The following is a 24,063-nucleotide window of genomic DNA, read 5'->3' as shown; positions in this document are numbered from 1 at the left end:
CCTCCTTCGACTTGTGAAGCCTTCATTCGTTTATTTGCGCTGCTTGTATTCGGCTATTTTCTTCTTTGCGTCTTCCTCCGCCTGGCGAAGCGCCGTGTTCAGATCAACCGTGCCGATCTGGGCCTTGGTCGCATACGTAGTATATATCCCGGCCAGCTCGGCTTCGATCGGAGACAATGCCGGAATCGGAGCGAATTTGTTGTGGAACACCGACTTCCAGTTTTTATCCTTGAAAGGAGACTCCTTGCCGAGCTGCTGGAGAACCGCCTGGTCCTTCAGCACCGGGATGAGGCCTTTGCGCGCAAGCTCCGTCTGGAATTCGTCGGACGCCATATATTTGAGCACTTCCATGGCGGCTTCCTTGTTCTTCGCCATCTTCGTAATGCCGAAGTAGCTCGGGTAGGATTGCGAGCCTACGCCGGGCAGCTCCTTGAAGGTCGGAAACGAGACGAAATCCCAATCGATTCCTTTGAACTGCTCCTCCCATGTTTGAACGAGATGGGACATGTAGCCGAACATCGCTACGTTTTTCGTTTTCACGAAATCGTTCGCATCGGGGATTTTGTTCGTTTTCTTCAAAGACTCTTGGGCGCTCGGCTCTTGTACCGGATCGAGAAACGTGGTCTGGAACAACTTCTTCCAACGCTCATCCGTATTGATCGTCGGTGTATCCGTTTTCAAATCCGTCGTTCCAAGCGACAGCTGGTTCATCCGGATCGAATGGTTGGGAGAATGGGTATAGCCGATATACTGGGTACCCCCGTCGTTACGCGACAGCTTTTTGGCCAGCTCGTTCACTTCGTCCCAAGTCATGCCGTCCTTCGGGTACGCAACGCCGAACTTGTCGAAAATCGTCTTGTTGTAATACAGCACCATGTTTGTCGTCGTAATCGGCAAAGCGTACAGCTTGCCTCCGGATGCCTGCTTGACCGCATCGATGATAGTCGGCTCGAAGCGGGATAAATTGACGCCGCGTGTTGCAATCAACTCGGTCATATCGTACTGGATGTCGCTTGTGAATGCATAATTCTCGAAATTGCCGATCGTCTGGAAAAAAATATCGAACCGGGTGCCGGCGGCAAGCAGGTCCGGCAAGTTCGTCCCTTGTCCTTTCATAATGTACTTGATCGTATAATTCGGAAATTTTTTGCGCAGCGAATTGCCGAACTTGTAATCGAAGCTTTCTACCGGGTCCCCGTTGTTGGAGTAGAATACGATCTCCGCAGGCTCTGAAGCGACGTCCGGTTTCTTCTCCGAGACATTGCCGTCCGCCTTCTTCCCTTCCGATTGCGGCTGCGCTCCTTTGCTCCCACCGCCCGTTCCCTCTCCCGAGCAGGACGCGAGTAGCGCGCCGATCAGAGTGAACGTCAGCAATGCGCTCCAGCTTTGCTTCTTTTTCATCGAATAGCCTCCTTGATTTCATGTGAACTTTCGCTTTTTCATGCTTCCCCTTGTATGCTGCATCCGCCGCTTTCGCGTTCCTATACGGATCGAATCGTTGCTCACCCCCTTCGCGAAAACGGGCGGATCCAAACCGGAGTTCAAATAAAAATAATAGAAATCGATTTCTTTCAAATCAAGAAGAGGGGTTATTTCCCCTCCCAAGGAATCGTCGAGCTTCTCGCCGTCAATCGGCAGCGTATTTCTTCATCCAGCCACCGTTCGCCGTCATCCGTCGTCTCCCTTGTCAATATGTCAAGTGTGCGTTTCGCCATTTGCTCGATCGAAGGCCCTATCGTCGTAAGCGGTACATCGAAAAAATCCAGCTCCGGAATGTCGTCATACACGACGAGCGACAATTGCTCCGGGATGCGGATGTCCAGTTGACGGAGCAGCCGGTTCGTCCGGAACAACGTTCCTTGCGAGTCGATCACCATAGCGCTTGGGCGGTCGGGGGCGCTCATCATCCGTTTAAATCTCGTTTCAAAGGCCGGATCGTATGTGTCGACGACAAGCTCCTGCCTGTAATCCAGCTTGCCCTCCGCCATTCCCTGCATATAACCGTTATATTTGTCGAGATCCCGCTGCTGCCCGACGAAGGCGATGCTGCTGTGTCCGAGCTCTGCCAAATGACGTACCGCATCGAGGAACGCTCCGGTTCTGTCGATCGTGATACTGTGCGCCCTATCGGTTTTCCAGCCGCCGAGCAGAAGCATCTCGCCGCGAAACTTCTCCTTCTCCTGCAAAAACTCCAGCGTCGGATTCCAGACCGGACGCCAATAAACGATGTAATCGACGAAATACCGGTTGAACGTGCGCAGCGCCTCCTCCGCGCTCACCATCGACATGATGACCTGCAAGCCGCGGCGCGACGCTTCCTGCTGAATCTCGAAGCCGAGGTCGTAGAAGAACAAACCTTTTATTCTCGGCCAAATCATGCCGATCGTGTCCGGCTGGCGCTGAGCCAGCTTCTTCGCCGCCAGGCTCGGCACATAATCCATCTGCTCGGCTAGCGCCTTTATAGCCTGCCTCGTCTGCTCGCTCACTCCCGGCTCGTCGTTAAGCGCCCGGGAAACGGTTACATAAGTGACGCCCGCCGCTTTGGCGATATCTTTGATCGTGACCATGCCGCACGCTTCCTTCTCTCTTGTATATACGAGCAATTATAGATCCCGTTTACGTTTTTTGCAATATATAAAGTTAAATTTATTATTTTAACTTTAATAACTTAAACGTTTATTACACAGAAAAAGAGCCGGGTTTCCCCGACTCCATTAATCCTCGCTAAATTGGCCCTCCGCTACCGTAGGTAAGCAGCCGACGATTCCCTACCCCAAGCACGCAAAGCCCGCGGTTGCTACGCATCACCCGAAGAGCGTCGTATCGCAGCAGGCAAACCCGACGGTAAAGCGGTCTCCGGCATATCCGAGCTGTACGCTTACGGTGACGGCGGAGTTTCCCGTTGCCTTTATCGCTTGGCCGGATGAGCCATAAAGGGCCGAATGCGTGTTTTGCGTCGATAACGAACAATAATGCCGTACATCCGAAGCCCCGGTATTGAAAAGATCCGCATCGAGCGCCCACGAACTCGTTCCGGCCGGTACCGAGAACTCGCGGATTACGCTGCTTCCGATTTTGACGCGCAGGACGGCATCTTGGCTCAGCTCGCAAGGTCCGCGCAGCTTCAAGCGCACCGTATCCCCGTAAATCGGATATCCGCCCTTGTAGCTGACCGGCGTCCAGAGCGTTTTTTCCGATGTGCTCCCGGTGACCGCCGGAACATCCTTCGTGGAGTACTGCCGGAGTGACCGCGCATCGTCATTGTCGAGCGAGCCTTGGTCGGAAGCGTTCCCCCATGCCTGAATCGGAATCGCACAAGCGTTCACGGTCCCGACGCCGAAGTCTATGCCGTTGTTGAACCAAGGTGTGTAGGCCTTCACGCCGACGCCGCACCGGTAAATCTGCATGCGAAGCGTGTTAGGAGCGCCGCACCCGCGCGTAAACTCGATGCCGACGCCGCAGTCATGAATCCGGGTATAGTCGAAATGGCCGGCAGTCGCTCCCGCCGCGACTATTCCCCGCTGATAGTTTTGGATAAGGGCGGCTCGCGACAAGCTGGTATGGGACAAAGTCAAGAACGAGTTGAGCCCCCCGAAAAACGCCCGGCAATTCGGGATGACGGTGCCGGCATCGTTCGTTCCGTCAAAAAGGCCTCCGCTTGCGGTCAACCTGCCCACACCGTTCGCGACACCCGCCTGCAAGCAGTTTTTCGTATGGCAGTTTTGCATGGAAAGCGTTCCGCCGTTAGCGTAAAAAGCCGTACCCGAGGGAGCGTTTATGACTTTAACATTGCTTACAATCAAGTACGTATAAACACCTGCCGCGAACGCCTCTTCGCTCGGGGTCGAGGCCATATCCACAATGGCGGTCGGAACGTTAGGATGTCCGCCGACGTTCGGTCCGTCGATATAGATCGGCCTGTCGCCCATGACCAGCGATTGCAGCGTCCCGAAGCCTTTCGAATAGATTCCCGGAGCCAGCACGATCCGGTGGAAGCCGACGTTTCGTCCCGTCTCCGCTTCGATCAGATCGCGGGCGGCACTCAAGGATCCTAGCGGCTGGGCCGCCGAAAGCCCGTCATTAGCGTCGCTGCCTGCCGGATCGACGTATAGGCGCCTCGTCTCGGCCGTCTTCGGCTGCACCGGCCAGTTGTCGGCTCCGCGGACAATCTTGCCGGAGCCCGCATGACGGACCGCATGCAGCCCGGTAAGGCTTGCCGTCGTTACATATTTCCCGGACGGCCACAACAGTGTCGCCTCGGCGCTTATGCAGTAACCGATCGCCGCCCGGACGGCTGCGGTATCATCCGAGAGGCCGTCGCCCTTGGCGCCGAACCATTTGACATTTACCGCTTCCTCGAACACGATGCGCTTGAATCTGGCCCCGCTTACGGACACGACGGTCATCCCGTTATCGTCGGCGGTTTGGTCGTCCGCCGGATCGAAGATGAAACAGCCCTCCTGCCCTTTATCCCGCACAAAATAGACGGCGGCTTCCGCGGGATCGGAGTTTGTCCGCAATTCCTGAAGGGCCGTTGCAACTACCGTCTCCCCGTTCAGTAAGGTATGGATCGGACCGCTGCTGCCTTGTCCCCCGCCGTATACGTGTCCCACTACCGAAGCTCCGCCCGAAGCGGGAGCGGAAAGCACCGTTCTGTGCATTCCGCCCATGGCGACGGCCGCTCCGGCCACGCCCAAGGAAGCGAGCAGCTTCCGTCTGCTGATCTTCTTATCCGGATTCCGTGCGGTCTTCTCATTCGGCATGGCTCGGGCCTCCTAGCCATTGATCGAAAAACTCGTAGGCCATTTTCCTGATTTCAGGAGGGAAATCGTGTTCTTTCGCCCCTAGAATCGAGATGAAACGATCGCCGACTCCCAGCCATTTGTACACCCTGTATAAATCCTTCATCGACTCGCCGATGGATTCCCAATGCGGAAAAATCGTATCGCTCTGACCGCTGAAATTCATAAAGGGCACCGGCGCGGCAAGCGCGGCGATTTCGTTGAAATCAAAGGGAACGACGCCGCGGCCCAAATCGTCCGTCACTCTAGGCAAATGCGTATAGCGGTCCCTTCGTCCCCAGTGCGTCGGCCTGTCGTCCCGCGCGAAAGGACTGAATCCGCAGCTCGAAACGACGGCTTTGATTCGGGGATCCATTCCGGCAAGAAAATACGTATTATATCCCCCGAACGAATGGCCGATCGTCCCGATCCGGTCGGCTGCGACGAAATCCACGCTGCACAGCAGATCCACCCCTTGCATATGGTCGACGATATTTTTCGCGACCGTCGTCCATTGCGGGAACTTTTCATAGAAGGGGGCGCTTTCGAAATGGCCGCGCCCTTCGAATATTCTTTCGCCCGAGGTCATGGCGTCCGGAGCCAAAACCACATACCCGCGCTGTACAAGCTCCAACGCGTACATTCGGTTTACCTTGCCGCTCGGAAGCGTAATGTCGCTCTTTCCCTTCACGTTCGTCGGATGAAGCGCAAGGATCGCCGGACGCGGCTTTCGAATCGGCTCTCCGCTCTCATCGAACGGAACCAGCAAATGGGCGGTAATTTTATCCTCGTATACGGAATCGTAGACTAAATGCCATCGTTCGTGATCGGGCTGTCTCTCCTTGGAAAGCACCTCATAGCGTACGGGCACCCGCTCCGGGATCCCCCCGATGTAATCCAGCCATACCTCGCGGATGGTTTTCATCTTCTCCTCGTACTGCTCTTTTGTCTCGATACCTGCGAGCAGCTTCGGGATTCCTTCCCGGTGCAGACTAAATACGTTGTATGCCATTGCTTATCCACCCTTTCCTGGTCGATTTCACTGCTGCTTCTTTTGTGCTTCTATATCCTTTTCCGTCAATTCGGCCGCCTCTCGAAGAGCGGTATTCACATCCTTTTGGCCGGTAACGATGCTTTCGAAGGCGGCAATAAATCTTCTCTCGCCGAACAGGTTGTAGTTGCTTACATTCATAGGCGGCGCATATTTTTTCGGCAGCAAAGCGCCGATATTTTTACCCGCCAGCCCGGGAACGTCCCGGGCCAAGACCTTGTGAACCTCCGGATTGACCAAAACGGTTCCGGTCCCCTGCTTCGAGCGCAGCGTTTGCACTTCGTCGGACGTCATATATTCGATGATTTCAAAAGCCTGATCCCGATGCTTGCTGATTGTGGGAATGTAAAAATATAACGGCGTGGCCTGCGGCCCGACATTCGGAGCCTCCTTGAATGAAGGCATGGCGGCCATATCCCAGTCGAAATTCCAGTTGACCAGGTTCGGATTGCCCGGAGCATTGTAAATCGCTACCGTTTGGTCTTTTTCCCACATTTTGATTTGGGCGGCCGCCGCTTTCGTCGTGCTGTCCACTTCGTTGCCGGGAATTTTGTAGAAGCCGGACATAAATTCCGTCCAACCTTTCCACCTCTCATCCGTAAAAGCCTTGTTCGTCTTGGGATCGATGAAGGACAGCGACAGCTGGTTCTTCAGGACGTTGAGCTGCGTATTCAGCACCATTCCCCGGTATTGCGTTCCCCCTTCGTTGCGCGTGAGCTTGCGGGCCGCTTCGTAAACTTCGTCCCATATCATCCCGTCACGCAAATACGGTACGCCGAATTTATCGAAAATAGCTTTGTTATAAAATAACGGAGCGAATGTCATGGAAACCGGAAGGCCGTAAATGGCGCTGCTGCCGGACAGCTGACGCTGCACTTCGATGGAGGTCGGCTCGATTCGCGACAGGTCGTATTGATTTTTCTTGATCAAATCGGAAATGTCCGATTGCAGCTCGTATTGCATAAACATGCTGTACGTATGGGACAGCGGAACGATCATCATATCGATCGTTTTGCCGGCCGCCAGCAAATCGGGGAGCTTGGAGCCTTCGGCGAGCGGAATATATTCGAGCGTAAGGTGCGGAAACCTTTTCTTGAGCAGATTGCCGTAGGTTTCGTCAAACCATGCCTGATCCCTGTTGTTAAGCGTCTGGAAAAACGTGATGGTTGCACGCTCCGGCGCTATTGAAGCTTCCTGGGTCTTCGTCGGTTCTTTGGTCCCCGGATTCCGATTCGGACTGCCATCCGCACCGCTGCCGCTCCCGGGATTGCCGCTGGAGCAAGCGGAACCCAGTACGAGCAGGGAGGATAAGACTATCGCTCTGAATGTTGGCTTCCACATGAAGCACTCCTCCTAATTCCTGATTTGCGCGACCGATTGCCTGTTTCGCCTCGTTTCCTTTAATGCCTCATATAGCGCCGACAACCAATCGCCTCGCGTTACGAAACCGTCGTTTCCTTCGGCCGCATCCGTCCCCCGCCATGTTTGCCCGGGCGTCCGGCATGCCGCCTTGCGCCAGCGGGTCGCCATTTGGGCGGGAAGGTAAGGATGCTCCTTCCAATAGGCCTCCGGATCCGCCTGCGGCTCCTTACGCGGATGCCGCGGGCCCATGTCCTCCCCGGCAGGCAAAATTCGATCGGACGCCGGGAGCGCCGGCAGCCTGCGACCGCCGGTCAAGGAACGGGCGCGGGCCAGCCATAGGGAGGCATCCCGCACCGTTACCGGCTCCTCCAGACGGGCTTCGTAGCCCTTCAGCACTCCCTTGGCGGCAAAATATTCGGCGGCGGCGCGTGACGGGTGGCTCCATTCCACATCGTTCAGCATCGAAATCCGCTGGTCGTCGGCCAGCAGCTCTTCCTGCAGACGATCGATGCACAGCGTCCGGAATTCGGAGCCCGGCGTTTGCGCGACCAGCTCCGCCGCGACGCCTGCCGCATAGCCGAGCTGCATCCAGCACGGCTCCATTCGGATCGTGCCGAAGCCGATATGGGTAGCCGAAACGGCCACGGGGACGATCAAGCCGTCGATTCGAAGAGGAACCATAACCCCGAAAGGAATTTGGTAGGCAGAGGTCAACCAGCGAAGGCCGAGAAAGCCCTCCAGTGTTCGGTTCTGTCCTTCCTGCTCCCGCTTGCGGACGGCGTGCGAATCGATTTGATAGGCGCCTACGGCTATGCTGTCGGCGTGAATCGGTGCCCGTCCAAGCCCTGGAGACAACCGGGCGTCATTTTCCGAGAAGACGTACTCTCCTTGAATTCGGCGAGCCTCCCTGACGTACAGCTGGTAAGGAAAATAGCCGTTGTCCGCGAATTCATCCGCCGCATAGCCCCATGAGGCCGTTTCCTGCCTGAAGGATTCCGGCAGCCGCTCGTCGGTCTGCAAAAACCAAAGCAGGCCTTCCATGTAGTTGCGGTGACGCTGCGCAATAAGCGCTCTTTCTTCCGGAGCCCCTTCCGGATATCCTCCGTTCTCGCCGGGCAAGTCGCTGGAGCATAAACAATAATGATGGTTGTTGGCGTCAAATTTATCGTTCGGAACCACGGTAATGCTGAGCACATCTCGAATGGAGCCGATCCGGCCGCTGCGCACATCATCGACCAAGCTCTCGTATTCGTCCCTCCGGTAATCCGGCGGATGTCGGAACGGAACCCGATTCAGCGGATTTTGCGTCAGGCATAATCGGAAATTGTACGCTTGTATGCGTTCGTCCCCCTCACCGGTGCTGCCCTTCAGCACTTCCTTGTCCGGATGATAATCCATATACAACGTCCCCGCGAACTCCTCGTTCCAATCGTCGCGCGACTCGCGCCCCAGCCAATACGGAGCTCCGGCGGCAGCCGCCAAATCCCCCTCATAACCGGCGTCGACGAAGGCGTTCGCGGTCCATTCCTGAAGCCCGCCCTCCGGCAAGGCCGTCACAATGGACCTGAGCCGGCCGTCCGGCGCGGCGGCCGAAACGAGCCGCTGCTCCATATGCAGGGATACGTCTTGCTCCGCGGCCAGCATTTCCCGAAAAATTCGGGCCGCGACGGATGGCTCAAAGTAAAGACCGTTATTGCAATCCTTTACCGGCTTCGAGTCTTCGCCGTACTTGCCGCAATAATACCGAAGGATGCGTCCGGCAAACTCCCTGAATATAGACCCCGATGCTTCCAAGGACGGGATGTCGGTACGGCCCAAGCCGCTCGTCATCATCCCTCCGATCTGCCGGGTTGGCTCCAGCAGCGCCACCTTGGAGCCTCGGCGTGCGGCGGCGATCGCCGCACCGATCCCGCCTGGAGTAGCCCCGTAAACGACCACGTCGTATTTCCGCGTTTTTTTATATCCCAATATCGCTTCTCCTCTCGCTATCGGCTTTCTCACGATTATTGTATAATGTAACCGTATTCATTCGAAGTTTCGTTTTAGTTGCGAAAATGTTTGGCCGAATGGAGGAGGGGGAAGCGTGGCGAAGAAAAAAACGGTCACACTCCAAGTTTTGGCGGAGCACTTGAATCTGAGCGCTTACACCGTATCGAAAGCGCTTCGCGGGCTGCCGGGCATGTCGGAGGATACCCGGCTTACGGTTATCGAAGCCGCCGAGAAGCTCGGCTACCGGACTCGCGATCAGCAATTGAACCGGGTTTGGGAGGGCGTGGACCGGTTGAGGGTGAAGCCGCGCCGATTTCTGTTCGTGACCCGCGCGAATGCTGTGCGCAACACCTCCATGAACCGGATTATGGAGGAAAGCTTGCGCGATCGGCTGGAGCAAATGGGCAATGTGCTGCAATTGACCGAGATCCCCATTCGGCCGGAACGGTCCGAGACGTCCGTCAGCCGGATGCTGGAGCAGATGGAGCTCTCTTATGCCGACGGGCTGTTTATCTCCTTCGGTTTACCCGATGTTTGGGAGCGCTGTATTCTCCGGCTGCCGGTTCCGAAAATGTTTATCAACTTCCCTCCGATCGGGGCGGAAGCCGACAGTATCATTTGGGACGTATACGACGCCGTCCAGCAGTCGTTGCTTCATCTCCTGGCCCGGGGCCACCGCCGCATCCTGTATTTGGGCGACAACGCTACGCATCGCGGTTATCGGTTAAGGTGGACGGCTTTTCAAGAAATCGCTTCGCAGTATAGGCTTGACGTAAGCGAAGAAGCGCATCTGACCAAGCGGTACGCAGGGAAGGAGGCGTTCTTTGAAGCGTTTAGGGAGAAGTGGACCGCGTTTCGGCCGACCGCCCTGCTTTGCTCGATTCACGACGATCTGAACCGGGTGCTCGACTGCTGCGAGAAGCTCGGAATCCGGATCCCGGACGAGTGCTCGCTCGTCTGTTTGGACCAAACCGAGGATAGTCGATTTCACAGCATCGCCAGTCCCGGGATTCTGGTCAGGGAAACCGGACATCGTGCCGCCGACCGTATGCTGTGGCGAATCGCCAACCTGCATATGCCCTACGAGCATATTCGAGTCCGGGGCAAATTCCGGATCGGTACAAGCGTTAATTTCATCACTCCCTAGGAACGGAGAAAAGACGGCCTGCAACGCAACGCCAGACCGTCTTTTCTTCTGCTATATTTATTTCATCATTCATCATTCACAGACTCGTCGTCTCTTCGCTTTCCGAGCTTACGACGATCGTAAGATCCGGAAACACTTCCATTTCCGCCGTACGATTCCACGGTAAAAGCAGCTGCCAGCCGTTCAAACGGTCGACCATCCCGTGGACGGTCTTTGTCCCCTCGTTTCCTAGGACGATCTCCTTCCCCGCAAAATGCGTTTGGTACCACTTGTTCCCGAAGGCTTCCGTATGGGCTATGACGTAAGCGTTGATCTCCTCGTAGCGGGTCTGCAGCCGCTGCGGATCGTCGCCCAGCGATCTTGCATAAGCGACGGCCCCGCTGCGGACATGGTTGCGGTATCCTTCCTCGTGCGCCAAAGCTTCGAGCAGCAGCTCGAGGTGCGACTTCGCCGATTGCAGCAAACGATCCCGCATCATTTCTCGGGCGGTATGCAGCAGCGCCCATCTGGCAAACGCCTGCGCGATCGACACCCCGATGTTCCAGCCCGAGTATCCCGTCAAGTCGGAAAAACGGATCCGCTTCTGCAGCGCTTCGATCAATACCGGATCGGCGGTTCCGGCATGCGCGTCATCCCCGACCGTAACCGCGCGGCCTTCGTCGATGAACGCCTGAACCCGGTCTGCGAACGAGTCGATCGTCTCGCTTCCCGCCGTATTCGCCATAAGCAACAGATCGGCCTGCTCCGCGCCGGCAACCGTTTCTCCGCCCAGGACGGATACATAATTTCCAATGACTTCGCTGTAGGGAATGTCCTGATAAGGGGCAATCCACCGGTCCCCGTGCGTGCGCGAATATTCCACATACACCTTGGGGGACACTCCGAGAGAATCGGCGGCCAGCTTTGCGATCAGCAGCGAAGCGATTACGTCGGCTCCGGGAAATACTTTGATCTTGCCGCTTAGGCCATGAGCGTTAATATATTCAATCAGCCTATTGCGCTCGCTTCTGTGTAGTCCGTACGGCTCCGCATCGTCCTGACCGATGATGAGAAAATCGATATATCCTTCCCGAACCCAGTCGATCATCCTTTTATTAACGGCTAAGTTTCGCTCGCGGGTATACAAATAATCATCGATCAACTCTTGGGGAAGTACGGCTCCGACGGCCTCGTATTCGGGCCGCAGATGATCCATCCCCATCCGCTCCACCTTATCCTTCAATATCGACCATTCGCGGAGTTTACCGCTCCAATTTCCCGGGTAGTCTCTTGTCGGCGAGATCGTGAGCCGCATAATCGAGTCGAACGCATAAATCTTGTGCAGCGGATATCGGTCTTTCACTCGTTTGATCACTTCAAGGCTCTCGTGCGCCTGCTCCAACGTAATGCCGCCGCTGTATCGCGAGTTGATCAAGCCGCCGAAGGCCAGCATGGGCACCGCGACGACCGACGCCTCCGTTGCGGCCGCATCCTTCTCCCACCAATCCGCGACCGCCGCGCGGTCGCCGGGAGTGAAATAGGCCCCCAGCAGCCTCGGATCCGGAGTTCGAATCCGACAGCCTCCAATCCGTGCGATCTGCGTCGGCGTGTAATACGTGAACGGCCGGTAGTCAAGCGGAACGAGAGAAATCGCGTCTATGGGCTTCATCGGGACATCCTCCATACGGCTACTTTGTTTTCGCCTTAGTTTCGGCGATCGATTTGTTGACCTCTTCCTCCAGCATTCGGAGTGCCGTATTGACATCGGTATTGCTCTCTATCATTTTGGCAAAAGAATTCGTAAAGTTAACGCTTACATTGGTTAGATGGTTTGCCCGAGGCGGAGAGGTAGGCGCGAAAGGATAGTAATACAGCGCTTTTGCATTCTTGCCTTTTAAAACCGGGACGTCCTGTCCGGCCTGAGATCTGACTTTGTCGCTGGCCAGCGTGGTCCCGCCCCCGTTTCTTGCCAGGATGGTCTGGAACTCCTCGGAAGTCAAATAGCCGACAACCCGAAACGCCTCGTCCTTATGCTTCGACGTTTGGGAAATGAACAGCGACAAGCCGGCCGGCTTAAACCCTGTATCCCGTTTGTCCGCAAACACCGGAACCGAAACCATATCCCAATTCAACTGCGTCGCCTGCGCGAATTGAGTCAATTGCCCCGTGCTCACCGCTCCTACCATCATGGCGAGCTTTCCGCCGACGAAGCTGTTGTTGGCGACGTTTGCGTTCGGAAGCTCGTAGAATCGCTTTAAATTTTCGTAAAGCTTCTTGAAGCCGTCGGTATTGACGGCCGCTTTATCTTCCTTGGGATCCAGCGGGTCCAGGGACAGCTGGTTGTTCAGCATGTAGTTGGCCGGCGTATTCATCGAGAAGCCTTGATACAATTCCGATCCTTCCACCCGGTTTACTTTTTGCGCCAAACTATAAACTTCATCCCATGTCATGCCATCCTTCGGATAAGGCACGCCGTACTTATCGAAAATGTCTTTGTTATACACCAGCGCATACCGGTTCACCGAATACGGGAGTCCGTACAGTTTCCCCTCGCTGTTGGAATATTTGGCCTGGGACAGTACGTTCGGCTCAAAACGGTTCAAATCGAATTTATGCTTCTTCGCCAGTTCATCGAGATCATAGTTAAGGCCGTAGGCAATGATCGTATCCTTCATGAGGCTGTTGGCCTCGTAAATGATGTCGGGCGTCTTGCCGGCGGCGATCAAATCCGGATAGCCCTGTCCGGCTTGGTTGTTGATCACTTCAAACGTAATATGAGGAAACTTGGCTTTCAGCAAATCAAGCGCCCCGAATTGCTCCAATACTTTGCCCTGGGCGCTGTAAAACGTCAATGTAATCGGGACCGGAGGCGGCAATCCCGTTCCCGATTGCGCCTGTTCCGCGCTCTTGCCGCCGCATCCGCCAGCCAATACGAGCAATAAACAAATCAAACCGTGCATGACCAGCCGAGACCTTTTCCGCATCATTCAGCATCCTCCTCTCTTTAAATCCGGCTAGTTATATTGCGGACCATCTCTTGAAACCGAATGTAGCTTTGACGAATGCCGTCCGCTTCGCTCCCGGTTCCTTCGTACTCCAAGACGTAGGCTCCCTTATATCCCGACTCCTCCAGAAGGTCCAATATTTGCGGCAAGCCCGCATCGCCTTCTCCGGCCGGAACGCCTTCGTAGGTGCGCATCCCGATCGACTTATACCGTCCGTTCGGCTGCTCTTTGAAATCCTTAAAGTGGACATGACCGATATACCTCTTCAAGTCGGCGAAAGCTTGAAGCGGCTGCTCGTCAACGAGCAAAAAGTTTCCGGTATCGAACGTGGACCCGAGCGCCGGGGAGCCGACCTCATCGATCAGCTCCTTCACCTGAACGCCCTTGCCGGCCAATTTGCCGTGGTTTTCCAGGCAAAGCGTCATTCCGGCTCCCTCCGCTTCGCGGCATGCTTCCTTGAGGCCGTCGATAATCCAGCTCTTCGCCTCCTCATAGCGAATCCCTTCGGCCAGGTTCCCGGAGAAAACCCGGATCACTTTCGTCCCGAGCTCGGCCGCGATCGGGATGCCGTCGGTAATCTTCAGCAAGGCCTGCTTTCTTAGGGAAGGATCCTCGCTCACAAAATTGTTCGATACCGCGTAGCTGGTCACGCCGATTCCCAAACTTTTCGCGGCGGATACGACGGCCTCAAGCTCGGTGCGAACGTCCTTCCAAAAATGCGCCAGCAGCTCGACGAGCCCGTAGTTTTCAGAGTGGCAAAACTGCAGGAAATCGACCGTGCTCCAACCCTGCGCCTTAACGGTCCTGTGCATGCTGTACATGCTGAGCGAAAGCTCCACCCTACTGCACCCCTTATCGAATCGTAATTTCGGCACCCTTTGCAGCAGACTCATAAATGCCGCAAAGCATTTTCATTATTTCCAATCCGTCCTCGACCGGACTTAACGTCTCTTTGCGCCCTTGGCAGGCCTCTATGAAATGGTTGATTTCATTTTGAAAGCCCTTTGCAAAATCAAAAGTCAATTTGTTCACCTGGGGCTGCAGATTGAAAATCGTATCGTACTTTTCGCTGACAACGGCGAACTCCGGCTCGATCTCGGCGCCGCCCTTTTCTCCGTAAAGCTTGACGGAGATTTCATTTTGCTTGGCATGGAGGGTGAAGCTGACGTCCACGACCAGAGATGCGCCGTTCTCGAAGCGGATGATGGCGTTCGCCAAATCCTCGACCGTATTGAGGTTCGGATCATAATCCGAAGCCTTGTAGAAAGCGTGGTTCTTCACATTGGCCCGATTGCCGAGTCTGGCGTACGTGTTGCCGCTGACCGATTTTACCTTGGGCTTTCCCATCAGGTACCAGCACAAATCGATGACATGAACGCCCAAATCGATCAAGGGTCCTCCCCCGGAACGATCCTTGTCGGCGAACCAGCCGCCCGGGTTGCCGAGCCGCCTGATGCAGGACGCTTTGGCGTAATAAATGTCCCCCAAGTCCCCGTTGTCGATAAACTGCTTCAAAATTTGCGTATTGTCGCCGTACCTGCGGACGAAGCCGACCTGAAGCACCTTGCCGGACCGCCGGACCGCTTCCTCGACCCGCAGCGCCTCCTCCACCGTCATGCAGAGCGGCTTCTCCACCAGCACGTGCTTGCCCGCGCGAAGCGCGTCGATACTGATCGGGGCGTGCGAATTGTTCCAAGTGCAGATGCTGACCGCTTCGACTTCCGGATTGTTCAGCAGATCCAGATGGTTGAAGTATACGTTATTCACCTGATGCTTCGCCGCTTTTGCCTTCGCCCGCTCCTCATTCTGATCGCAGATGGCGTAAAGCTCTACGTTCGGATTGCTTAAATAGGCCTTGATGTGCTGCTCGGAAATGTTGCCCGCTCCGATCACGCCAACCTTCGTTTTCCCTGACATCGGACTTCTCTCCCCTTTACGGTTACATGGATTTGATTTCGGGCCAACTCAATTCGACGCCTTCGTTCGTCAGCAATTGTTGAAACTGCTTCAATACGGAACGATCGTTTCGAACCTCGGTCGGCCTCCGGTTTTGATCGATGCAGAAGCTGGCCATATATCCCGCGGCTTCGCCGATATTCCACTCGACGGGATGCAGACGGTAGCAGCCGTTCGTAATATGAGTAACCCCGATATTTTTGCAGGCCGGCAGCAAATTGCGCATGCGGACCGGAATCAGGCTGCCGAGCGGAATCTGAAACGGCAAACACGAGATATCGATGTAGTGGCGGTTGCCGGTGCTTGGATGAAGGTCGATCCGATAACAGCCGACCCCCACGGAGTCATCGAACGATTCGGCTTTTCCGTCCGGTCTCGCTTCCGCGCTGACATGCTGCTCCAGTACGGTAAATTCGGCCTTGATTCTTCTGGACTCCCGGACATATGGATACATGGCCATTCCATCCTCCGTGCCGACGACGTCCTTTCGCAGCCGCAGGCCCGGATAACCTTTATTCCCGTCCGGGCGGGGAGCTTCCGTTTGCAGCCAATACAGCAACGATAAGCTGAGCTGCTTCGCGCTTTCCAAGTGGCGGTCTCTCTCTTCTTCGCTTACATCGATAATGGGTCCGAGCCAGTAATCGTTTTGCTGCCAGTTCACGATTGTGATATCGCTTGAAAAGGTCCCTTCGATAAAATTCGTTTTATCTAGGATTCGACGGTAGCGCCATAGAGAGGACGTTTCCGTAAACAATCCGAATTCCCGGGGCTCGAGCGTCGACGGCCGGCAGCCGACCCAGCTGAGCAGCTTGCCTGGCCAAAAGTCCGCCTTATACGAAGCCCAAAAATCATACTCCCTCGGCCGCTCGATCGTATGGTCCTCCCCCTCCCGATAGTCGAGAGCGAAGCAGTACGTATACGCCTGCATATCCATAGGCAGCGGATCGCCGTCAACGGCATGGGGTTCGCCCGTTTGGCTCTTCGATTCCGATCCCGTTACATACTCCGTTCCCGTCATCGGCAGGAGATCTCCGCATTCGGTTGCGTCCAGAAAGTAGGAGGCATGGATCGTTTCCTCCAGCCCGGTCCCCATATTACGTACGGTAACCCGGTTGATCACGTCCCCTTGAACTTCCGCGCGTACCGGCTTGCGTCCCGTGAGAAGACTCAATTGGCCGCTGTGTATGTAGGGGGCCAGCATCTCGTGCAGTACGGCGAGCGCCGTGCGAGGCTCGTGGCATAGTCGGCTAACGAGACCGTTGCCGGGATTCAAATTCCATTTTCGGCGGGCGGCCTCCGTCAAGGGGAACCGTCTCCGATAATAATCGCGGATCCCCTCGCGAAGCTCCCGATACGTTCGGGTGCAGCCGAATTTCTCAATCCACGGATGTTCGTCCGGAGGGACGGCCTGGCTCGTTAGCTGACCTCCGATCCAGCTCGTCTCTTCGGTCATCACGACTGTTTTGCCCGCTTTGGCCGCCGCGAGCGCGGCTGCACAGCCGCCGAGTCCTCCCCCTATTACGGCAACGTCGGAGCGTATTTCCAAATTGGTATCCATTTCGTTCCATTCCCCTCGTTTCTTCAGGTGTGCGTAGGTATACAGAAGAACATGGCTTAAGTATAATTTCAGCTCCTTCCGGCTGTCTTTCGGATAATTGATCGGTTTTCCCGCAAAAATTGATATGGAGAGTTTAACCGTTTTCATTTCCAATCGTTTGAATTATAATGAACCCGAAGACTAGGGCTCAGCCCGTATCATTCGCTACGATGGGAGCGTTTTCATGAAACTGGATCGCGAGCTGCTTAACGCACCTCCAATTGTCAACCCCTTTGTTGAGAACGGTTTCAAGTTATATCCCGTTTATGCGCGGCAGGAGCTTCTTCGCGAGCATAGGCAGCGGCTTCATGTTCAGCCCGGCATCGAGATTAATTTGACCCTTGAAGGCAAGGCCGCCTACGTGATCGGGGATACCGTGTATATGCAGTCCCCCGGGCAATTGATCGTGTTCTCGGGCCGTGTGCCCCATCAGTTTTATATCGATACTTCATGCCAGTATAAGAGAGCGGTCATCTGCTTCGATGAGAACGGGGTTCAGAAGGAAGCCGAATTTCATTTGATGCCAACCTTGCAATTTGGCTCCCTGTCCGGCGCGGCCTTTCGGCAAATCTCCTTATCCCCGGAAATGTTCGCCAATGTCCGTTGGATCGTCTCCCGGATTACTGAAGAAATCGAGGAACGAAATTCGGGATGGAAGCAAGTCGTGGGCTCCCAGCTCGTCAGCCTGGCCGTTTTTATAAATCGCAGCGTGGAAGCGGAAGACCGTAAATCGGACTTCGATCCGATCCGACTTTGCTGCGATTATATCGACAAGCATTTGCATGAAGAGCTTTCGCTTCAAAGTGCGGCCAGAATGTTCCACGTCAGCCCGGAGCATTTGACTCGGCAGTTCAAACGCGAGAAAGGCTTGTCGTTTTATCAATACGTTCTTCAGCAGCGTGTCGCGGAAACGAAGCGAATACTTCGGAATTGTCCTGAAATGTCCCTGACGGAAATCGCTTACGCCGCCGGCTTCTCATCCGCCGCACAATTTTCCCGGGTGTTTAAAAGCGCGGCCGGGCTGCTTCCCAGTCAGTATCGAAATCAGTCGCGCGGCGGGAAGATTTAACGGAAAATATCCAATAAAAAACGAGCAAATGGCCGCGGCCGTCTGCTCGTTATTCACACCAATTTGGTTTATTCGCCCGGCCGAAGCGTATCCTTCAAGGTTTGGCTGATCCGATCGTTGTCGTTTACCCAAGACCCGAACGATTCGTCAAGCTCCTTCTCGCGATTGCCGTCATCGTTCACATCGGAATCTACTTCCATCACTCCGAAAAAGTTCGCATCCTTACCGTTTTCTCCGCCCTTCAGTTCCACGTCGATGTCGTCAAATGCGTCCATACGGGATTATTCTCCTCCTTATACTCGGTATAAGGTTTAATTTGGATAATTTTGGTCTTATTTATTCTCCGGGCAATCGCCATTCCGATCAAGACAAGCAAGCGGCGGCAACGGCGTTATGCAGACAGTTCCGCAGACGAACGACCGATTTGTCCCGGCCGTAATGGACGCGATTCGTCAGCACGACAGCGAAGCAATCCAGCGCCGGATCCATCCAGATGCTCGTGCCGGTAAAGCCGGTATGGCCGTAACTCGAAGGCGACAGCAAATCGCCGGAGGCGTCCCACTGGTCGCCCTTCAGCACCCAGCCCAAGCCGCGGTTCGCGGGCAGATCAGACGTATGGCTCCGGATGGCCGCCGAGACCGACGCCTCGCTGAGCAGCCGGCCGCCATCGCCGAAACGCCCTTTGGCGAGCCACATGATGGCGTATTTGGCCAAATCCTCCGCCGTGGAGAACAAACCGGCATGGCCGCTCGCTCCCCCGAGCGCGAAGCAGTTCTCGTCGTGCACCTCGCCCCATTTGTGCCGGCCGAGCTTCTCGTAATATTCGGTTGCGGCGATGCGCGGCCGCAACCTTTCCGGCGGGAGGTAGCGCGTGTCGTTCATGCCGAGCGGCGCGAACACGTACTTGTTGGCCATGACGGCGAGTGGCTCGCCGAACAAGCGGGAGACGATTTCCCCGAGCGTAATAAAGCCCGGATCGCTGTACACCATCTTCGTACCGGGCTCATAGTCGAGCGGATGGGCGAAAATGTGCGCCTTGATCTCGTCGGGCGACCAGCCGTGCGAGTACATGTTTTTATGCGACAGCAGCCCGGACGTATGTGTCAGCAGCTGTTTGACGGTGACTGCCGATTTCCCTTCCGCCGCGAACTCCGGAATGTATTCGGCCACCCGATCGCCAAGCCGCAGACGTCCCCGCTCGACCAGCTGCAGGACAAGCGGCAGCGTCCCGACTACTTTGCTCAAGGAGGCAACGTCGAATATCGTATCCTTCGTCACTGCAATTTGTCCGCCGTCCGGAGCCCTCGTATGGGCGACTCCGACCGCGTGAATACCGGCTATGCGTCCGTGACGCCCGATCAGCGCCACTCCCCCCGGCGTATCTCCCCGTTCCACCGCTTCGTCGAGCAGTCGGAACGCATCCTCGATCCGTTCGGCCTCCATATTCACGCCCGCGGCGCTGGAGTATAATTCCTTCATCGTTCAACAGCTCCTCCTTGAAAAATGGGGGCTAATCGATTGCCGCAGCCGGATACAACGAATATTGCCTGCCTTTTCATGCTTTCATGTGGCCATAAGACGCCGGTCTCATCCCGGCAGCGCAAGCTTGCCCATGATCGTCGCAACGGGAGCGCCCGTAGCCGAAGGCAAATTGTTAGGCGTTCCGAACAAGAAGTTATTCGCGAATACCGCGAACGCTACCGCTTCCTTCGCGTCGCTCGAGATGCCGAGCGCATCCGAAGTCGTCACCGTCTGTCCCGGCAGCAGCTCGGCGAGCATAGCCAGCAGCGTTCCGTTATGGGCGCCGCCGCCGGATACGACCACTTCTTCGGCGGGCGTTGCGGGCAGTACGAAATCCCGGTAGCTTTGCGCGATCGAATGCGCCGTAAAAGCGGTAAACGTCGCTACAATATCGTCGGCGGACAACCCTTTTTCCTGCATGCGCCCTATCCACTGCTGCGCGTACGCTTTGCCGAATACTTCGCGGCCCGTCGTCTTAGGCGGCTGCATCGCGAAGTACGGATGGCTCATCATTTCCGCTACGACAGCTTCATCCGCCTTACCTTGCGCGGCCCATTTCCCGCCGTCGTCATAGCTCTTCTCGCCGCCCGACAGCGTATGGACGGCCTGGTCGATCAGCATGTTGCCCGGACCGGTGTCGAAAGCGACGATTTGCTCCGGCAATCCGCCTGCCGGAATCGCCGCACAGTTGCCGATACCGCCGATGTTTTGCAAAATCCGGCCCTTTTTCCCGTCACGGAACAAAATGAAATCGGCATACGGTACGAGAGGCGCGCCTTGTCCGCCCACGGCCATATCGGCCGTCCGGTAGTCGCCTACGACCGGCTTCCCGGTCCGCTTGGCGATAACGGACAAATCCCCGATCTGAAGCGTCGAACGGACGAGCGACCAATCTTGCTCGTCGGCGACCGGGATATGCCAGATCGTTTGTCCGTGCGAGCTGATCAGATCAATGTCGTTCATCGTCAATCCGGCTTCCTTCGCCGCCCGCTCCGCCGCATCCGCGAACACTTCCGCGATGTAGAAATTCATGCCGCACACTTTGGCGACGTCCGAATGCTCGACGCTGCACAGCTCCTTCAGCTTCTCGCGCAGCTTATCGTCGTAGGGCACCGTCGTAAATCCGACCAGCTCCGCCTTCGTCTCGAGCCCTTTCCCTTCCACTCTTACGACAGCCGCATCGACGCCGTCGAGCGAGGTGCCGGACATGAGGCCGATAATGAGCCGGCTCGGCTTGCTTACTAATTGTGCAATCATTGGATCGACCCTCCCGTGCCTGCCGGATAATCCGGATTGATTGTAACCGGCGTGCGGCCTTTGGCCTCAATTGCGCCGGTCAGCACTTTCGCAGCCGACTGCAGCGCGAGCGGCCGCGACTCATAAGCCGCCACATAGGCGGGAACGTCCGGAAACGCCTTGATGTCGTACGGATTGCGCAATGCTACGACGACAGGCTTGACGCCTGCATCGAGAATGGAACGAACCAGCGCCGCTTGATCCGGACGAAACGATGCGTTGTAAGTGCCGACGACGACTTGCGAATAGCCGCCCGCCACAGCTAAACGGACAAGTTCCTCCGCCTTCTCGCTCACTTGGTCCATCGTGACGGTCCGCTCCTCCACCTCGACGCCTTGCGCGGCGATCGCCTGCCCGAGCGTGACCGGCAGGTCGACCGACTCGTCGACCTCCGACACCGCGACCGCCTGGACGCCGATCACGAGCGTCCGCTCGCGGCGCAGCGGCAGCGCCCCCGCATCGGCCTTGACGAGCGTGACGCTCGCTTCGCTGATACGGCGCGCCGTCTCGCGATGCGCGCTGCTGCCGACGCTGCGGAACGCCTCGCTCGCATAGTACGCGTCGTCCGCGACCGTTAACACGGCGTCCGCCGTTACGCCCCGCTTGCGCTTCATCGCCAGAAGCCGGCCCACCGACTCGTCGATGCGCGCCTCGCTCAGCCGGCCCGACTCGACTGCCGCGACAAGCGCCTCGATCGCTTCCGCCTGCAAATCGTGGCGGTGGCTGATCAGCACGCAATCCGCCCCCGCTTCCACCGCAAGGACGGCTGCCGCAACCGTGCCGTAATGGTCGGCGATCGCCTTCATCTCCATGCAGTCGGTCATAATAACGCCGTCAAAGCCGAGCTCCTCGCGGAGCAGGCCGGTCAGCACGCTGTGCGACAGCGTAACCGGAAGCTTCTCCGTCTCGAAGGACGGGAAATAAATGTGCGACGACATAATCGCATCGGTTCCCGCTTCGATCGCCCGCACGAACGGTGCAAGCTCGATCCCGTAAATCCGCTCGCGGCCATGCGTAATGGTCGGCAAGTCCAGATGCGAATCCACATCGGTATCGCCGTGACCGGGAAAATGTTTCGCCGTCGCCGTCACGCCCGCTTCCTGCAAGCCCCGGATCGCCCGCACGCCGTATTCGCCCACAAGCTGCGGCGATTCGCCATAAGAGCGCACCCCGATTACCGGATTGCCCGGGTTAACGTTTACGTCCAGCACCGGTGCATAGTTCAGATTGATGCCGAGCGCATGGAGCTCTTCTCCCGTTACGCGGGCCGCCTCGTACGCCGCTTGCGGCTCCCCTCCGGCTGCGATCGCCATATTGCCGGGCATGAGGGCGACGCCCTCCGTCAGGCGCGCCACCATGCCGCCTTCCTGGTCGATCGCGATCGTCAGCGGCGGCACGCCGGCTTCAAGCGCGATCCGCTGGAACTCGGCGTTCATCGCCGCCACTTGGCGAATGTCGCGCACATTGCGGGCGAACAAGATGACGCCACCGATATGGCGCTCGCGGATCAGCTGCGCGATTTCCTCACTCGGCTCGTGCCCGTGGAAGCCGCAATGGATCATTTGCCCGATTTTATGACGCAAAGACATCGCCGACAAGTCCGCATTACTTTTGTTTACGCTGCTGCTGTTCAATACGTTCTCCCCCAGTTCTGGCGAATCATGATGCCACATGCTGTTAGTTGTATATTAAATAAGGCTCCCGTTCCCGTCTCCAGTCCTTCGCGTCCTCGTTCCAGAGCCGAACGATCGTCTCCATCCCCGCCTCGTCCTGCACCATCGTGCGCACTAGATCGCTTCCAGTCAAGTAGTCGATAAAGTGTTTCCGGCCTTCCTTGAAGGGCGGAATCCACGCGAATCGCTCCACATCGTGCTTGCTTACTTGATGTACGAGCCGCAGCCCGGTTTCGACCGAACGGAAAGTCTCTTTGTCGGTTACATACAATTGGACGCCGCTGCACAGCTCGCCCTGATGCTTCGAAAACGCCGGCGTAAAATAGACCGGCTGAAAATGAACGCCGGGCAAACGCAGCCCGTTCATCTCCCGGGCCAGCCTGCCGCCGTCCAGCCAAGGGGCGCCGATCATCTCGAACGGCCTCGTCGTTCCGCGCCCTTCGGATACGTTCGTTCCTTCGAACAGGCACGTCCCCGGATAGACGCGGCACGAATCCAGCGTCGGCGTATTCGGAGAGGTCGACACCCACGGCAAGCCGGTCTCGTCAAATTCCATCGTTCTCCGCCATCCTTGAAGCTTGATCACCTTCAGGTCGCATTTGCGTTCAAGCCGATCGTTCATATACAGGGCGAATTCCCCGATCGTCATTCCGGTACGGAAAGGAATCGGCGCAATCCCAACGAACGATTCGAAGCCGGGCGCAAGCTTTCCCCCCTCGCAACAAAAACCGCCGAACGGGTTCGGGCGGTCTAGAAGGATCAACGTTTTGCCGGAATGCGCGCACGCCTCCATGACATACGCAAGGGTCGCCAAATAAGTGAAAAACCGGACGCCGATGTCCTGGATATCGAACAGCACGGCATCGACATGCGCAAGCATCGCTTCCGTAGGCTTCTTCGTCTCGCCGTACAGGCTGAATACCGGGATTCCCAGGCGTGGATCGGTCTCGTCTCCAAACAAGACGCCCGCCTGCCTCTCGCCGCGTATGCCGTGTTCGCACGCGAACATGGCCGTAAGCTCGGCATCCTTCAATTCGGCGCAGCTGTCCACGGTCGACACGAACTGGCTGTTAACGGCGGCCGCGCACGTAACCAAGCCGACGCGGGCTCCCGCGAATACGGTTTTGGCCGCTTCATGCAGCTGATCGGCTCCCGTTCGTACACTCGGGTGGCTCCATCTCCGGTTCCCCATTTTCCCACACCCTTATTGGATCAATAAATAGCGGCAAAAAGGAGACTGCCGATTAACTGCTAGCAAAGTGAAAGCACGCCGTTCCAAGTGAAAAGATACCTTCTTCTGCTCAGACAGCTTGTTTTAAACTCCTTGATTGATAAGGATTCAGCAGTTGGAATAGTGAAGCTTACGAAGCTAGCTTTCTGTCGAAAGCTCTTAAATCCAAAACTCGCCAGAAGGTATCCTTTTTCACTTTCCACTCCTTAACTCACCAGTTAATCGACAGTCTCAAAAACGTCCTAATATAGCCAAATCCACCGCTCCGGAAAAAATAGAGGAAAAAATCGCATCTATTTCGGCTTTTTTGCCCCGATCCCCGAAGAATGTCCGCCGAAACGCCGAAATAAGGACAAAATTTCCCACTATTTTCCTGCAAACGATAAAAAAGAGCAAAATAAGGACG

The 24,063-nt window shown here is 56.3% G+C and carries 18 protein-coding genes; 2 read left to right on the top strand and 16 right to left on the bottom strand.

What is annotated here, in order from left to right; genetic code table 11:
- Positions 1–30 precede the first annotated feature (30 nt).
- The 6 genes from FE783_RS21520 to FE783_RS21495 all read right to left on the bottom strand — a co-directional run bounded on the left by FE783_RS21520 (position 31) and on the right by FE783_RS21495 (position 9,162).
- Positions 31–1,401 (bottom strand): ABC transporter substrate-binding protein, encoded by a 1,371-nt coding sequence (locus FE783_RS21520; protein ID WP_138881458.1) that lies wholly within the window; start codon positions 1,399–1,401, stop codon positions 31–33.
- Between the two features lie 188 nt (positions 1,402–1,589).
- Entirely contained in the window at positions 1,590–2,567 is a 978-nt protein-coding gene (locus FE783_RS21515) for a LacI family DNA-binding transcriptional regulator (RefSeq protein WP_138881457.1), read from the bottom strand.
- A 237-nt stretch (positions 2,568–2,804) separates the two neighbouring features.
- The gene (locus FE783_RS21510) at positions 2,805–4,763 is read right to left on the bottom strand and encodes a glycosyl hydrolase family 28-related protein (protein ID WP_138881456.1); all 1,959 of its coding nucleotides are present in this window, start codon (positions 4,761–4,763) and stop codon (positions 2,805–2,807) included.
- On the bottom strand, positions 4,753–5,793 hold the full coding sequence (locus tag FE783_RS21505) for an alpha/beta hydrolase family protein (RefSeq protein WP_138881455.1): 1,041 nt from the start codon (positions 5,791–5,793) through the stop codon (positions 4,753–4,755). The genes FE783_RS21510 and FE783_RS21505 overlap by 11 nt, the downstream gene beginning before the upstream one ends.
- Before the next feature lie 27 nt (positions 5,794–5,820).
- Positions 5,821–7,173, bottom strand: coding sequence for an ABC transporter substrate-binding protein (locus tag FE783_RS21500; protein WP_138881454.1), 1,353 nt, complete (start codon positions 7,171–7,173; stop codon positions 5,821–5,823).
- Positions 7,174–7,185: 12 nt separating this feature from the next.
- Entirely contained in the window at positions 7,186–9,162 is a 1,977-nt protein-coding gene (locus FE783_RS21495) for an FAD-dependent oxidoreductase (RefSeq protein WP_158301959.1), read from the bottom strand.
- A gap of 115 nt (positions 9,163–9,277) precedes the next feature.
- Between FE783_RS21495 and FE783_RS21490 the strand changes: the two genes are divergently transcribed.
- Positions 9,278–10,330 carry a LacI family DNA-binding transcriptional regulator gene (locus FE783_RS21490; protein WP_138881452.1) on the top strand — a complete coding sequence of 351 codons (1,053 nt, stop codon included), beginning with the start codon at positions 9,278–9,280 and terminating at the stop codon, positions 10,328–10,330.
- A 76-nt stretch (positions 10,331–10,406) separates the two neighbouring features.
- Here FE783_RS21490 and FE783_RS21485 read toward each other — a convergent pair whose 3' ends face one another.
- Genes FE783_RS21485 through FE783_RS21465 form a run of 5 tightly spaced genes read right to left on the bottom strand, consistent with a single transcriptional unit; the run spans position 10,407 to position 16,828 of the window.
- Entirely contained in the window at positions 10,407–11,978 is a 1,572-nt protein-coding gene (locus FE783_RS21485; RefSeq protein ID WP_158301958.1) for a DUF4127 family protein, read from the bottom strand.
- 19 nt (positions 11,979–11,997) lie between these two features.
- Entirely contained in the window at positions 11,998–13,296 is a 1,299-nt protein-coding gene (locus tag FE783_RS21480; RefSeq protein ID WP_138881450.1) for an ABC transporter substrate-binding protein, read from the bottom strand.
- 17 nt (positions 13,297–13,313) lie between these two features.
- Positions 13,314–14,153 carry a sugar phosphate isomerase/epimerase family protein gene (locus FE783_RS21475; protein ID WP_138881449.1) on the bottom strand — a complete coding sequence of 280 codons (840 nt, stop codon included), beginning with the start codon at positions 14,151–14,153 and terminating at the stop codon, positions 13,314–13,316.
- A gap of 13 nt (positions 14,154–14,166) precedes the next feature.
- Positions 14,167–15,231: a Gfo/Idh/MocA family protein gene (locus FE783_RS21470; RefSeq protein WP_138881448.1), complete on the bottom strand. Its 1,065-nt coding sequence runs from the start codon at positions 15,229–15,231 to the stop codon at positions 14,167–14,169.
- A 22-nt stretch (positions 15,232–15,253) separates the two neighbouring features.
- Complete coding sequence (locus FE783_RS21465; protein WP_138881447.1) at positions 15,254–16,828, bottom strand: FAD-dependent oxidoreductase; 1,575 nt, start codon at positions 16,826–16,828, stop codon at positions 15,254–15,256.
- A 223-nt stretch (positions 16,829–17,051) separates the two neighbouring features.
- On the opposite strand from FE783_RS21465, the gene FE783_RS21460 reads away from it, so the two are divergent.
- On the top strand, positions 17,052–17,936 hold the full coding sequence (locus FE783_RS21460; protein WP_138881446.1) for an AraC family transcriptional regulator: 885 nt from the start codon (positions 17,052–17,054) through the stop codon (positions 17,934–17,936).
- Positions 17,937–18,004: 68 nt separating this feature from the next.
- Here the strand turns inward: FE783_RS21460 and FE783_RS21455 are convergent, their stop codons facing one another.
- The 5 genes from FE783_RS21455 to FE783_RS21435 all read right to left on the bottom strand — a co-directional run bounded on the left by FE783_RS21455 (position 18,005) and on the right by FE783_RS21435 (position 23,618).
- On the bottom strand, positions 18,005–18,211 hold the full coding sequence (locus tag FE783_RS21455; RefSeq protein WP_138881445.1) for a hypothetical protein: 207 nt from the start codon (positions 18,209–18,211) through the stop codon (positions 18,005–18,007).
- 88 nt (positions 18,212–18,299) lie between these two features.
- The gene (locus tag FE783_RS21450) at positions 18,300–19,415 is read right to left on the bottom strand and encodes a serine hydrolase domain-containing protein (RefSeq protein WP_138881444.1); all 1,116 of its coding nucleotides are present in this window, start codon (positions 19,413–19,415) and stop codon (positions 18,300–18,302) included.
- 108 nt (positions 19,416–19,523) lie between these two features.
- Positions 19,524–20,714: an anhydro-N-acetylmuramic acid kinase gene (locus FE783_RS21445; RefSeq protein ID WP_138881443.1), complete on the bottom strand. Its 1,191-nt coding sequence runs from the start codon at positions 20,712–20,714 to the stop codon at positions 19,524–19,526.
- Positions 20,711–22,387 (bottom strand): beta-N-acetylhexosaminidase, encoded by a 1,677-nt coding sequence (nagZ, locus tag FE783_RS21440; protein WP_338015886.1) that lies wholly within the window; start codon positions 22,385–22,387, stop codon positions 20,711–20,713. Before nagZ ends, FE783_RS21445 begins: the two co-directional genes overlap by 4 nt.
- A 43-nt stretch (positions 22,388–22,430) precedes the next feature.
- Positions 22,431–23,618, bottom strand: a complete 1,188-nt coding sequence (locus FE783_RS21435; protein WP_138881441.1) for an exo-beta-N-acetylmuramidase NamZ family protein — start codon at positions 23,616–23,618, stop codon at positions 22,431–22,433.
- Positions 23,619–24,063: the final 445 nt, after the last annotated feature.

Source organism: Paenibacillus mesophilus, assembly GCF_005938385.1.
In the GTDB taxonomy this organism is placed as follows: domain Bacteria; phylum Bacillota; class Bacilli; order Paenibacillales; family NBRC-103111; genus Paenibacillus_AB; species Paenibacillus_AB mesophilus.
The sequence above is the reverse complement of the archived record's forward strand: the minus strand, read 5'-3'. Positions and strand labels throughout refer to the sequence as shown.